This window comes from Flavobacterium sp. UW10123, from assembly GCF_040538975.1.
Lineage (GTDB): Bacteria > Bacteroidota > Bacteroidia > Flavobacteriales > Flavobacteriaceae > Flavobacterium.
On record NZ_JBEWQE010000019.1, the window covers coordinates 67,325 to 80,949 of the forward strand.

The following is a 13,625-nucleotide window of genomic DNA, read 5'->3' on the forward strand; positions in this document are numbered from 1 at the left end:
GTTATTTGGTATTCAATTCAGCTAATAAAGTGTCTACTTCTTTAGAATTCCAGTCCATTTCTTTTGCAATAACTTTGGCATTTTTCGCATATTCTAAAGCTTTCTTTCGATCATTTATTTTATTATAAAGCTTGGCTTCTAGCAAATTACCGTCATAAGAATCATTTAATTCTAGAGAACGATTTACCCAAAAAATCGCTTTTTTCAGACTTTCTTTATCTTTTATATGCTTGAAATAAGTGTTTCCGATATCTTTCAAAAAGCTTGCATCATTCCAAACCAATTTTTGGGTGTCTTCGAGCGTAACTTTTTTATAAAAATTCCATCTTTCAGTTCTTTCAGCCAATGTCAAGTCATATTTAAAAACCAAAGAATCTGTTTTTTGTAATCTTATTGATTTGGCAATTTCTCTTTGTTTATAGTAGTTTACGGTATCTAAATTATCTACCAAAGGACGAAGCAGTTCGTTTACAATACTTTCAATTTTACGATCAACTCGATTTTGTGAAGCTACTGCTGCAAATTCTTTCTGGTGATTTAAAACATATTGAAACTCCCTAGATTTAATATCGGTTACGCCATTTGCAATCACTCGCCAATTTAATTCACTCACCAATTGTTTATCAGTTTGCGTATCCAAATAAATGTGTGTCGGTATTGATAATTCGGTTCTATCTTTTCCTTTTTTTAAAGCATTCAAATAGGTGAAAAATTTATCCGAATTGCTGGGATCAGCAAGAAACTGTTTTTCTAATTGAGGCAATTGAATTTTTGGATTTAAAGCATTGTTGAGTTCATTTAAGAATTCAGGCTTTTTCATTTCGCCTTTCAATGCATAGATTAAAGTTTCATCACTATCAAGAAATAAGAAAGTAGGAAGCGATTTAGTATTGAATTTATTCTTTAAAGCAATTCCTTCTTCTTTTTCAATGTTTTTATAAGTGCAAACAAAGTTTTTATTCAAAAAATCCATAACAGTAGGATCGCTCAAAACCTCCGCTTTCATTAAATTGCAATGCGGACACCAATCTGCGTAAAGCATAACAAAAAGCGGTTTTCCTTCTTTTTTTGCATTTTCTAAAGCTGTTTTGTACGGAACGTCAACAGGAGCAAATTGATTCTGTGAGGTTATAGTTTGAAAAGTAACAGATAAAAAAAGTATAAGTAAGAAACGCATATTGTGTCAGGCTTTTATTAATTATTCGATTTTACAAATATATTCCCTTTTTCGAGAAAGAGCCTTAATATATTCCTAATTATAATATAAATCAAGTGCGAACTTTGTAACTTTGTAAGCAAGATGAAGAAAAATCAAATGAAAGATTTTCTTTTAAAAAAAGTAATACACGACCGGAATGATTTACCCCAAAATAGCGCTTGCACAAAGCATTATCGAAATTTTATCTGCCAAAGGCATTGTTAATATTATAATTTCTCCAGGATCTAGAAATGCGCCGTTAACTATCGGATTTGCTCAAAATCCAAATTTTACTTGTTATAGCATTGCAGACGAACGATGTGCTGCTTTTTTTGCTTTAGGAATCGCGCAACAAACTAAAAAGCCAACTGCTATTGTCTGTACTTCCGGATCTGCTTTGTTAAACTATTATCCCGCTCTTGCTGAAGCATTTTATAGTCAAATTCCATTAATTGTAATTTCTGCGGATCGTCCACAGAGTAAAATTGATATTGGTGACGGACAAACCATTCGTCAAGAAAATGTGTTTGCTAATCATTCTGTTTTTAATGCCAATTTAACCGAAGAGGCATCAGAAGAAAATGATTTAAAAATCAATCTAGCAATTGAAGCGGCAATTCAAAAGAAAGGTCCAGTTCATATTAATGCACCTTTTGAAGAACCTTTATACGAAACAACAGAGGAACTTTCTGTACAGCCAAAGATTACAAATACAAAGCCAGAAGCTTTTACATTAATAATAGAAAATAGTGAAGAAGTAATTTCTGTTTGGAATACTGCGAAACGAAAATTAATCTTAGTTGGAGTTAACGAAGCGGATACAATTGATAAAGAAGTTATTGAAAATTTAGCTTCAGATCCGTCAGTTGTCGTGCTTACAGAAACGACTTCAAATCTTCATCATGAAAGTTTTATTAATTCAATAGATACTTTAATTACGCCTTTCGATGATTTTGATTTTAAGAAATTTAACCCTGAAATTTTAGTAACATTTGGAGGAATGGTTGTCTCAAAAAGAATTAAAGGTTTTTTGCGAAAATACAAACCAAAACAACATTGGCATATTGATACTTTACGGGCTTATGATACATTTGAAGCGCTGACAAAACATTTTGAAATGCAACCAAATGATTTTTTTAAAGACCTTCTTTCAAAAACATCTTTTGTAAAAAGTAACTATTTCAATAATGTAGATACTGTTTACCAAACGAGATTAGAACGAAGAAAAGAATATTTGAGTAAAATTGAATTTTCTGATTTTAAAGTTTTCGAAAAAGTAATTGAATCACTGCCTAAAAATAGCATGCTGCAAATAAGTAACAGTTCTGCTATTCGTTATGCTCAGTTAATAGATATTGATAATTCTATAGAAGTTTTCTGTAATCGAGGAACAAGCGGAATTGACGGAAGCACTACTACAGCAATTGGCGCCGCGGTTGGAAACGAAAAACAAACAATTTTTGTTACGGGAGATATAAGTTTCTTATACGACAGTAACGCTCTGTGGAACTCTTATATTCCTAAAAACTTCAAGATTATTTTAGTTAATAATGGAGGAGGAGGAATCTTTAGAATTCTTCCAGGGCATCAAGAAAAACCTGTTTTCAACACTTATTTTGAAACATCGCATAAATTGACTGCCGAGCATTTGGCAAAAATGTACGGTTTAAATTATTTCACAGCTAATGATATTCAATCATTAGAAAACGGAATTAATTCTTTATATGACTCTAACGAAGTTCCGTGTATTTTGGAAATCTTTACGCCAACAGTTGAGAATGATGTTGTTTTAAAACAGTATTTCAAATACCTAATTTAAAATTGAAAGAAAATATTTGTTAAAATTATTGTTTTAAAGTTTCCTTAATTATACATTTGGCTTATTATTCACCAAATTGTATAATTATGAGCAAGAGAGAAGATTTAATTAAAAAGTACACAGCCGACCTAAAAGAAAAATGTGGAGTTACAGCTGATGCAGATTTACTAATAAAAGTTACAATTGCTTGCGGACCGTCAATTTATAATGATGATGCTTCTACGGTGGCTTCTTCGCAGCAATCAGAATTAGATACGGTTAAAAACAACTTTTTAATCAAAAAATTAGGTTTGAAAAATGGGCCAGATTTAGATAAAGGAATTGATGCCGTTATGGAAAAGTATGGTAAATCAAATAAACACAAATATAGAGCGGTAGTGTATTATTTATTAACTGTGCACTTTAAAAAAGAAAGCATCTTCAAATAGTCTACATTTGATATAATTTAAAATCCCTTTATAACATCTGCTTATAAAGGGATTTTCTATTTTTTGCACTCAAACTAAGTTTTGTTAAAATTAATTTCTTTGTACCGCACCAAACTTCGTACCTTTGCGCCTCAGAAACTTAGCAGTCTGACTGCTTAGAAACTTATAAAAATGTTAGAAATAGGAAAATACAATACGCTAACGATATTGCGTGATACTAAAGTTGGTTTGTTTTTAGGAGATCCAGAAAATGATCCAGATGGTGTTCATGACGTTTTGCTTCCAAATAAATATGTGCCAAAAGTTTTTGAGATTGGCGAAGAATTAATTGTTTTTGTTTATTTAGATCACGAACAGCGCCCTGTAGCAACCACTTTGGTGCCTTATATTTTATTGAATGAATTTGCTCTTTTGAGAGTAAATTATATCAATAATGTTGGTGCTTTTATGGATTGGGGAATGGAAAAAGATATTCTTGTTCCATTTAAAGAACAAGCGCGACCGATGGAAAAAGGAAAACGCTACTTGGTTTATTTATATTTAGATAAACAAACTAATCGTTTGGTTGCTTCAAGTAAAACAAACCAGTTTTTGAGCAATGATAATCTGACTGTTGAAAAAGGTGAAGAAGTCGATTTAATAGTTTCTCATATTACCGACATGGGAATCAATGTTATCATTAACGAGCGTCACAAAGGGCTTTTATATAAAGATGAAGTTTATGATGATTCCATAAGAACTGGGGACAGAATGCGTGGTTATATCAAAAACATTCGTCCTGATAACAAAATTGATGTTGCCCTGCAAGCTCAAGGTGTTGAAAGCATAGAGCCAAATGCAGAGAAAATTTTAAGTGAATTAAGAGCCAGCAGAGGTTTTCTTAGATTAAATGATAATTCTCATCCAGAAGACATAAAAACAGTTTTAAAAATGAGTAAAAAATCGTTTAAAAAAGCAATTGGATCTCTTTACAAAGAAAAATTGATTGAAATAAAAGACGATGGAATTTACCTTGTAAATTAATTTCCAAGATTGATTCAACTCAATCCATTGGAATTTGAAATTTATATTTTTTGGAACTTACGAAAGTTATAATACAAAAGGCTGCTCATTACAAGCAGCCTTTCGCTTTTTATTCAGTTTTAAAAAAAATTGTAATTAAAAAAAAACAGAAATAAAATAATTCGAGTCCATCTCAGAACAATAACTTTACGAATTTTGGAAATTATCCCATTGATGGTATGTCTTTTAAATGATTTAATGTACCTATCTTAACAGCAAAAAAAGAATTTCACGGCTAATCCATTGGTTTTATAAAATAACTTTTAGAAAGTATGAATTAGTACTTTTTTCTTCTTTTATCGTTATCATTTCTATACTAATTATAGATACAATTCTAACATTTAACCTTAGGTGTTACTTTTTTCTTTTTGAAGTTTCGACAAACACATAAATCATTTGCTCTTTTAATTGAGGTTTGTTACTCAAAACCCTAAAAAAATGAGCGACAAATTTTTTAAATTTTCTCAAAAAAATCATTTTTTAGGTTAATAAATCAGTGAAAGAAAATCAATCTGAAATCTTTGAAGTAATTTGTATCTCATTGATTTCTAGGCTGTAAAATTAATTATTATTTTTCTAAACTAATGTTAAAAAATGTTATTTTTTGTAAGTAAATACCAATTGTTAACATTGCATCTCAATTTAGTAAAGACTTAAGACGGATTGAGTAGGTAGAATAGTAAAAATGCTTTATTTTTACCGTATAATTATTTAAACAAAAAAATCAAAATGGATTGGATTACAGCCAGAGAATTTGAAGATATAACTTATAAAAAATGTAATGGAGTAGCTAGAATAGCCTTTAACAGACCAAATGTTAGAAATGCATTCCGCCCAAAAACTACTTCAGAATTATACCAAGCTTTTTACGATGCTCAAGAAGATACTTCGATTGGAGTTGTTTTACTTTCTGCTGAAGGACCTTCAACTAAAGATGGAGTTTACTCTTTCTGTAGCGGAGGAGATCAAAATGCACGCGGACACCAAGGCTATGTTGGAGACGATGGACAGCATCGTTTAAACATTTTAGAAGTACAGCGTTTAATTCGTTTTATGCCAAAAGTAGTTATAGCTGTTGTTCCTGGTTGGGCTGTAGGTGGCGGACACAGTTTGCACGTAGTTTGCGATATGACGCTTGCGAGTAAAGAACATGCTATTTTTAAACAAACAGATGCAGACGTAACAAGCTTTGACGGCGGTTACGGATCGGCATATTTGGCTAAAATGGTAGGTCAGAAAAAAGCTCGTGAGATTTTCTTTTTAGGAAGAAACTATTCTGCACAAGAAGCTTTTGAAATGGGAATGGTAAATGCTGTAATTCCACACGACGAATTAGAAGCGACTGCTTACGAGTGGGCGCAGGAAATTCTTCAAAAATCACCGACTTCTATCAAAATGCTAAAATTCGCAATGAACTTAACAGATGACGGAATGGTCGGACAACAAGTTTTTGCAGGAGAAGCAACTCGTTTGGCTTACATGACCGAAGAAGCAAAAGAAGGAAGAAATGCTTTCTTAGAGAAAAGAAAACCAAACTTCGGCGAAAATAAATGGTTACCATAAATAAGTTATAAAATAGTTTCAAGTTTCAGGTTTCAAGTTAGGAACCTGAAACTTGAAACCTGAAACTAAACAAACAAAACAAATAATGAAACATTGGATTGAAGCCGCAAGACTGCGCACATTGCCTTTATCAGTTTCTGGAATTATTGTTGGAAGCATTTATGCTTTGTCAAATCCAACAGAAACAATTAACACTCCAACAGAAGTATTCAGCTGGAAAGTTTTTGGTTTTGCCTTATTAACAACATTAGGATTACAGGTTTTGTCCAATTTTGCAAACGATTATGGCGATGGAGTAAAAGGTACAGACAATGCAGATAGAGTTGGGCCTCAACGTGCAATTCAGAGCGGGGTTATTACGCCTCAAGCAATGAAAAAAGCGATTATTATTACCTCATTTTTGACTTTATTGTCTGCTATAATTCTAATCTATTTTGCTTTCGGAAAAGATAATTTTGGATATTCTATCTTTTTTCTTTTGGTAGGAATTGCCGCTATTGTTTCTGCAATTCGCTACACAGTTGGTAATTCTGCTTACGGATACAGAGGTTTTGGAGATTTATTCGTTTTCATTTTCTTCGGATTAGTGAGTACACTAGGAGTTAACTTTTTATATGCAAAAGAAGTTGATCCGCTTTTGATTCTTCCAGCTGTAGCAATCGGTTTATTGAGTGTCGGAGTTTTAAACCTGAACAATATGCGTGATCAAGAATCGGATAAAAAAGCAGGAAAAAATACCATTGTAGTGCAGATTGGCGCTCAAAAAGCCAAAAATTATCACTTTTTCTTGATTATTACAGCAATGATTTTGGTGGTTGTATTTGCTATTTTAAGCGATTATAATTTTGACCAATACTTATTTGTACTGGCATATATTCCGTTGACAAAACATTTAATCACGGTTTACAAAAACCAAGATCCAAAACTATTGGATCCAGAATTGAAAAAACTAGCATTAAGCACATTCTTGCTTTCTGTATTACTTACAGTTTGTATGATTTCTTTGATTTCAGATATTATTGTAAACCTCTTTTTAGGAGGAAGATAAAATATGTTTAACTTAAAAAGGTAACAAAATGAAAATTACATACTACGGACACGCTTCATTAGGAATTGAAGTAGGAGGAAAACACATTATTGTGGATCCATTTATTACCGGAAACCCACAAGCGGCAACAATCAATCTAAGCACCATAAAAGCCGATTATATTTTACTAACGCATGCACACGCTGATCACGTTTTAGATGTTGAGGCCATTGCTAAAAACACGAATGCAGTAATTGTCTCTAACGCTGAAATTGCAAGTTACTATGCAAAAAAGGGATTCAATTCGCATCCAATGAATCACGGTGGAAGCTGGAAATTTGATTTCGGAAAAGTAAAATATGTAAATGCAATTCATTCAAGCAGTTTTCCTGACGGATCATATGGAGGAAATCCCGGAGGTTTTGTAATCGAAGGAGAACATAAAAATATCTATATCGCTGGAGATACTGCCTTGACATACGATATGAAACTGATTCCTCTTCGTACAAAACTGGATTTAGTAATTCTTCCAATCGGAGACAACTTTACAATGGATGTTGAAGACGCCATTATCGCTTCAGATTTTGTAGAGTGCGACAAAGTTTTAGGATATCACTATGATACTTTTGGTTATATCGAAATCAATCACGAAGAAGCAATTCGCAAATTTTTCGATAAAGGAAAAGATTTAATGCTTTTACCAATCGGAGATTCCATTGAATTATAATTATCATCTTGAGCGGAGTCGATGTAAGGAGCTAATCCCGCTTTCGGCTATATCTTTTTAAGGCAAAGAAAAATTGCCTTAAAAAGGATACCGCCTCTATCGGGGCTAGGGCACTTAGTTCCATAAGAAAGTTATTTGGCATAATCTATGTTGTTGAATTAAAGTTTTTTAAAGTAAAAATCATTTTAATCTGTGAAATCTGTGGCAATTAAATCATCCTCACAAAATTCAACTTTCAAAAAAATATTTCTCTCTCTATTTATCGTAGTTTCTTGTAACGCTTTTGCACAAAAAGAGGGTTATTGGGACAAAGAACGTGCTACAACCAAAGAAATTATGGTTCCTGCACGCGATAGAATTTCTATTCCAACAGAAGATTTACCCGTTGGAACTACAGAAATTGTATATAGAATTACACTTTTAGATAAAAATCAGGAAATGGCCAATAGTTTGGTTTCCTTATTAAAAGCAATCCCAGATCCAACTGGCGTCAGTCAAGGTTCTGCCGGAGCTGTTTTTCTGATGTCAAAAATTTCAGGTGATGACGAATGCACGTATTCGATTTTTACGTCTAATGAAAATGCAAAAAAATATGTTGCAGATGGTAAAATCGATAAAGCCTGTTATTCGCAAGCTGAGCCTGTAAGCAAAGATGCTAAAAGATTATCTGTCAATAAATCATCTTGTTTAAAAGAAAACATTAGCACGATTTGGTTTGGTTTCGAAAGCAAAAACTGGCTTTTAAGTCAAAAAGTGGTCTTAGAAGTTGTGCCTTGGGTTGATACAAAATTAAATCGCGGCTGGAATCAGGATAACAAAAACGAAATTATAAGTTTATGCAAAACGTCTACAATGGCGCAAAAAATGGCCAATTCGGATGATTTTTGCGTTTGTATCCTAAATAAAATTATGAAACAATATCGTTATGATGAGTTTCAAAAATTATTGGCTGTAGAAAAAACAAAAGTGTATAAAGATTTTGGAAATAGCTGTTACAAAGATGCCGATATTTCTAAAAATGTATTCAATGATCTAAGAGCTCAAACGGCCTCTTTAATCAAAGCTCAAAAATACAACGAAGCAATTCCTAAACTGAATACAATTGTAAACGAAGGAAAAGCAACTGCACTCGATTATAGTTCGCTTGGATACTGCTATATTTTGACGAAACAATATGCTAAAGCCTTAAAAGCGCTTCAAGAAGGTGAAAAATTGGACGACACAGAATTACTAGTCAAACTAAATTTAGCGCATACTTATTTGGTGAGTGATGATTATAGTGCAGCCAAAGCCATTTATAAAAAGTATCAAACTCAAAATGTAACAGATAGTTTAAGCTGGATTGCAAAAACGAAATTAGACTTTGCAGCATTTGAGAAAGCAGGTTTACCATCAAAAGATTTTGAAAAAATCTTAAAACTATATAATTAAGTCTCTCTAGATATGACGGTGCATTTTAAAGCGTATTTTTTTTAAACTTAGTACCTAAGTACCTCAGTCCCTTAGCACCTTAAAAAAAATGAAAGCATCTTACCATAAATATTTACTAGAATTTAAACGACCGTCAGGAACTTCAAGAGGAATTATGACCGAGAAAGAAACTTGGTTTATAATTTTGGAAGAAAACGGCAAGAAAGGAATAGGAGAGTGCGGCATATTGCGTGGCTTAAGCGCAGATGATCGTACAGACTACGAAGAAAAGTTAAAATGGGCTTGCGATAATATTCATTTGGGCGAAACAGCACTTTGGAATGCATTATTAGAATTTCCATCTATTCAGTTCGGAATAGAAATGGCTTTTTTGTCGCTTAAAAGCGAAAATCCATATCTGTTATTTCCATCTAATTTTACCAATAATTCAAGTTCAATTGCGATAAATGGATTAGTTTGGATGGGCGAATCTGCTTTTATGAAACAGCAGATAGAAGAAAAACTAGCGGATGGTTTTAGCTGTATAAAACTTAAAATCGGCGCCATTGATTTTGCAAAAGAATTAGAATTATTGCAATTTATTAGAAGTCATTTTTCTGCAAAAGAAATAGAAATTAGAGTAGATGCCAATGGTGCTTTTTCTTCAATAGAAGCTTTAGATAAATTAAACCAATTAAATCAATTTCAGCTTCATAGTATCGAGCAGCCAATTAAAAAAGGGCAAGTTCAAGAAATGGCTGAACTTTGTAAACAGACGCCTTTTCCGATTGCTTTAGATGAAGAGCTTATAGGCGTATTTTCATTTGAAGAGAAAGAAAAATTGCTTCAAGAAATTAAGCCTCAATACATCATTTTAAAGCCAAGTTTTATCGGTGGTTTCCGCGGAACACAAGAGTGGATTACACTTGCAGAAAAATATAATATTGGCTGGTGGATCACTTCAGCATTAGAAAGCAATATAGGACTAAATGCCATTGCACAATGGACATTTACATTAAATTCGGATATGCCTCAAGGTCTAGGAACTGGAGCTTTATATACTAATAATATAGATTGCCCGCTTGAAGTGAAAAAAGGCCAATTATGGTATAATGTTTCTAAGAGTTGGGAAAGGTTCAAAGAAACAGAGTGACAGAGGTAAAATCTCTGAACCTTTGTAGCTTTGAACCTTTGAACCTCTTTTTTACTCTTTCCCGCCTAAAAGGCTATCTTGCCATTCTTTTAAATCCTGCCATTTTCCTTGGTAAGCCAAAAGAGCCTGTCTTGCCCATGTGCTCGGATTATGCATAGCGTAATTTTCTCCTCCAGCATCCAGAATAGACTGTAATTTTTCTGTAGAAGCTTGTGACAGTTCATGCCAAGTATTGATTCCTGCAGCATTAAATAAAGCTTCTATTTTAGGTCCAATTCCTTCTACAATTTTCAAATCGTCTTCTTTAATTTTTTTGCCTAATACATTTGCGGCCAAAGCAGCATCAAAAGGTATTGTCGCAGGGGCTGTTGCCGCAAAAGATTGTACTTTTGCTTTTGCTACCAAATCTGCTTCTAATGTTGAGATTCTAGCATTCAGATTCTTTGTATTGGCCTTGCATGCATCCAAATCGGCTTGAAGTGATGCTGAAAGCGTATCATCATTTTTCGAGTTCATTTTTCCTAGCAAGTAACCTAAAATTCCACAGATTAATCCCACTAGTGCTGGTATTAAGATACAAGGTATATTCATGATCGTATGTTTTGATATTATTTAATAGTAATAACTGTTCTTCGGTTTTCGGCTTTTCCTTCTGGAGTATTATTGTCACCTATTGGATCATCAGGGCCTTTAGATTGGGTTTCAATTCTTGAAGAATCAATTCCATTTTTAGAAAGATAATCTTTAGAAAATTCAGCTCTTTTTTGTGCCAAGACAATATTGGAGTCACGATTTCCAACATTATCAGAATGGCCAACTACAACAACGACAGCATCTTTTACATTTTCGGTATACTTGGCAATGTCACTTACTTTCTGTTTCTCTGCCTCGCTTAAAGTCTGACGCGATTTATTTGTGTTGAAATGAAGAATTAAAGGATCTGCATTTATCTTAGATTTCAAGACACTCCATTCATCGTTTGCATTTGCTACAGAAGTAGAATCAATAGTTTCAAACGTATAATCGGCGGAACCAAGGAGCGTGTCGGCACTCATTTTCCATTTGTCAATAATTACACCTTTTGTGTTAAGCTGATTTTCAAGCATTCCTTTTGAAACAAAATAATTTTTAACATCATTTGCCCTTGCAAGACCAAGATTTTCAAAAGTTGTGGTGTTTGTTTCGTCAGAGAGTGCGTAACCGGTTATTGTGATCTTTTGCTTTGGATTTGATGCCAAGAACATTTTTAAATTGTCAATACCAGTAGTTACAGAGTCTTCAACAGGCATAATTAGTTTTGCACTGTTTTTAAGGAACTTTAAATTATCATTTGTTTGATAATTAATTCCGGGACCATTTAATACAAACGGAACAAATTTTGGCTCTTGCACAGCAATTGTGTCTGCTTTGGGAGTATTATCCGTTGTTGTTTTTTCACAGCAGTTGCAGCAAAATTTCAGATACAAAAATGTACCTAAAATTATAGTTATTGCAATGCCTAACAAATAAAGTGCTTTTTTAGACATAGGTGACGGATTAAGATTCTATCAAATTTAATCAAAATAATCATACTAATATGTTAATAATCAGTTGTTTTGATGTTTCTTATTTGTGATGAGATAAAACAAATTAACTTATTTTTCATTTTTTAGAAGCTTAAGAGCTTGATTAAAATGAGTAACTTGCATAAAAAATAATCTACATTTAAGATGGTTGAAATAGAAAGAAAATTTCTTGTAAAATCAGATGACTTTAAAAAAGAAGCTTTTGCCGAGAACAAGATTGCTCAAGGTTATTTGAGTTCTGCTCCCGAACGTACAGTTAGAGTTAGAATTAAAGGTCACAAAGGCTTTATCACTATAAAAGGAATAAGTCATAGCGGTGGTATGTCTCGTTTTGAATGGGAAAATGAAATTCCGCTTGGTGAAGCTCAGGAACTATTGAAATTATGCGAAAAGGGTAAAATTGAAAAGACTCGCTACGAAATAAAATCTGGAGAACATGTATTTGAAGTCGATGAGTTTTATGGAGAAAATGAAGGTTTGATAATGGCTGAAATAGAATTAAATTCAGAAGATGAAGTTTTTGAAAAGCCAGAATGGCTCGGCGAAGAAGTAACCAACGACGAAAGATATTACAATGCTTATTTAAGCAAAAATCCTTATAAAGATTGGCAAAAATAAAATGACAGAATCAATTTATGACCTTATTATTGTAGGGGGCGGGCCAATTGGTCTTGCTTGTGCAATAGAAGCTGAAAAGAAAAATTTAAAATATGTAATTATAGAAAAAGGGGCAATAGTGAATAGCATTTTCAACTATCCGCTATATATGACTTTTTTCTCAACAGCCGAAAGGCTAGAAATAGGCGAAATTCCGTTTAACTGTCTGGCACCAAAACCAGGACGGCAGGAGGCTTTAGAATATTATCGAAATATTCACCGCTACTTTAAATTCAACATTAACTTATTTGAAAAAGTAACTGATGTACAGAAGAATCAAGATATTTTTAAAATTGCAACCGACAAGCAGAATTATGAGTCTAAGAATGTTATAATCGCAACCGGCTTTTATGACATTCCGATTGAAATGAATGTTTTGGGCGAAAGTTTGCCAAAAGTTCGTCATTACTATAAAGAAGCACACGAATATGCTTTTAGAAAAGTTTTGGTGGTTGGAGCTAATAATTCTTCTGTAGACGCAGCTTTAGAATGTTGGAGAAAAGGAGCAGAGGTTACAATGGTAATTCGTAAAAACGAAATCAACAACCGTGTAAAATATTGGGTAAAACCTGATATTGAAAACCGAATTGCTGAAGGAAGCATTAAAGCATATTTCGAGTCTAATATTACAGAAATTCGCGAGAATGAAGTAGAAATTCAGACTCCAACTGGAAAAATTACAATAGAAAATGATTTTGTTCTGGCGTTAACAGGCTATAAACCAGATTTAAATTTTCTAGAAAGAATAGGAATTGAATTATCTCAAGATGAATTAAAAATTCCTGTTTATAATCCAGAAACGATGGAAACTAATGTTGAAGGTTTATTTCTTGCCGGAGTAGTTTGTGGCGGAATGCAGACTCATAAATGGTTTATAGAAAACTCTAGAATTCATGCCAACATGATTGTAGATTATATAAGCTCAAAGTAAAAAGTTTGCCACGAATTACACGAATTTGCACAAATTTTTAAAAGTTAGGTTTACTTTATAAAAAAGAAATTCGTGTAAATTAGCG

General features: G+C 32.9%; 13 protein-coding genes. 10 read left to right on the forward strand and 3 right to left on the reverse strand.

The genetic code is table 11. The features are described 5' to 3' along the window. Window position 1: 1 nt before the first annotated feature. The gene (locus tag ABXT06_RS19765; RefSeq protein WP_354592288.1) at window positions 2-1,177 is read right to left on the reverse strand and encodes a thioredoxin family protein; all 1,176 of its coding nucleotides are present in this window, start codon (window positions 1,175-1,177) and stop codon (window positions 2-4) included. Between the two features lie 178 nt (window positions 1,178-1,355). Between ABXT06_RS19765 and menD the strand changes: the two genes are divergently transcribed. The 8 genes from menD (at window position 1,356) to ABXT06_RS19805 (ending at window position 10,387) form a co-directional block, all read left to right on the forward strand. Beyond that, window positions 1,356-3,017 (forward strand): 2-succinyl-5-enolpyruvyl-6-hydroxy-3-cyclohexene-1-carboxylic-acid synthase, encoded by a 1,662-nt coding sequence (menD, locus tag ABXT06_RS19770; protein ID WP_354592289.1) that lies wholly within the window; start codon window positions 1,356-1,358, stop codon window positions 3,015-3,017. 86 nt (window positions 3,018-3,103) lie between these two features. Continuing rightward, complete coding sequence (locus ABXT06_RS19775; RefSeq protein ID WP_354592290.1) at window positions 3,104-3,445, forward strand: DUF2853 family protein; 342 nt, start codon at window positions 3,104-3,106, stop codon at window positions 3,443-3,445. 171 nt (window positions 3,446-3,616) lie between these two features. After that, window positions 3,617-4,468, forward strand: a complete 852-nt coding sequence (locus ABXT06_RS19780) for a CvfB family protein (protein WP_354592291.1) — start codon at window positions 3,617-3,619, stop codon at window positions 4,466-4,468. 768 nt (window positions 4,469-5,236) lie between these two features. Continuing rightward, entirely contained in the window at window positions 5,237-6,070 is an 834-nt protein-coding gene (locus ABXT06_RS19785; protein WP_012024845.1) for a 1,4-dihydroxy-2-naphthoyl-CoA synthase, read from the forward strand. 85 nt (window positions 6,071-6,155) lie between these two features. Then, the gene (gene menA, locus ABXT06_RS19790) at window positions 6,156-7,118 is read left to right on the forward strand and encodes a 1,4-dihydroxy-2-naphthoate octaprenyltransferase (RefSeq protein WP_354592292.1); all 963 of its coding nucleotides are present in this window, start codon (window positions 6,156-6,158) and stop codon (window positions 7,116-7,118) included. Window positions 7,119-7,146: 28 nt separating this feature from the next. Further along, entirely contained in the window at window positions 7,147-7,824 is a 678-nt protein-coding gene (locus ABXT06_RS19795; protein WP_354592293.1) for a metal-dependent hydrolase, read from the forward strand. A 192-nt stretch (window positions 7,825-8,016) separates the two neighbouring features. After that, window positions 8,017-9,255, forward strand: coding sequence for a tetratricopeptide repeat protein (locus tag ABXT06_RS19800; RefSeq protein ID WP_354592294.1), 1,239 nt, complete (start codon window positions 8,017-8,019; stop codon window positions 9,253-9,255). 88 nt (window positions 9,256-9,343) lie between these two features. After that, complete coding sequence (locus tag ABXT06_RS19805; protein WP_354592295.1) at window positions 9,344-10,387, forward strand: o-succinylbenzoate synthase; 1,044 nt, start codon at window positions 9,344-9,346, stop codon at window positions 10,385-10,387. 51 nt (window positions 10,388-10,438) lie between these two features. On the opposite strand, the gene ABXT06_RS19810 is transcribed toward ABXT06_RS19805, so the two are convergent. Together ABXT06_RS19810 and ABXT06_RS19815 are read right to left on the reverse strand one after the other, a co-directional pair. Next, window positions 10,439-10,978, reverse strand: a complete 540-nt coding sequence (locus ABXT06_RS19810; protein ID WP_354592296.1) for a helix-hairpin-helix domain-containing protein — start codon at window positions 10,976-10,978, stop codon at window positions 10,439-10,441. A 17-nt stretch (window positions 10,979-10,995) separates the two neighbouring features. Further along, on the reverse strand, window positions 10,996-11,913 hold the full coding sequence (locus tag ABXT06_RS19815) for an OmpA family protein (RefSeq protein ID WP_354592297.1): 918 nt from the start codon (window positions 11,911-11,913) through the stop codon (window positions 10,996-10,998). Window positions 11,914-12,096: 183 nt separating this feature from the next. On the opposite strand from ABXT06_RS19815, the gene ABXT06_RS19820 reads away from it, so the two are divergent. Beyond that, window positions 12,097-12,570 (forward strand): CYTH domain-containing protein, encoded by a 474-nt coding sequence (locus ABXT06_RS19820; RefSeq protein WP_354592298.1) that lies wholly within the window; start codon window positions 12,097-12,099, stop codon window positions 12,568-12,570. Between the two features lies 1 nt (window position 12,571). Next, on the forward strand, window positions 12,572-13,540 hold the full coding sequence (locus tag ABXT06_RS19825; protein ID WP_354592299.1) for a YpdA family putative bacillithiol disulfide reductase: 969 nt from the start codon (window positions 12,572-12,574) through the stop codon (window positions 13,538-13,540). Window positions 13,541-13,625 lie beyond the last annotated feature (85 nt).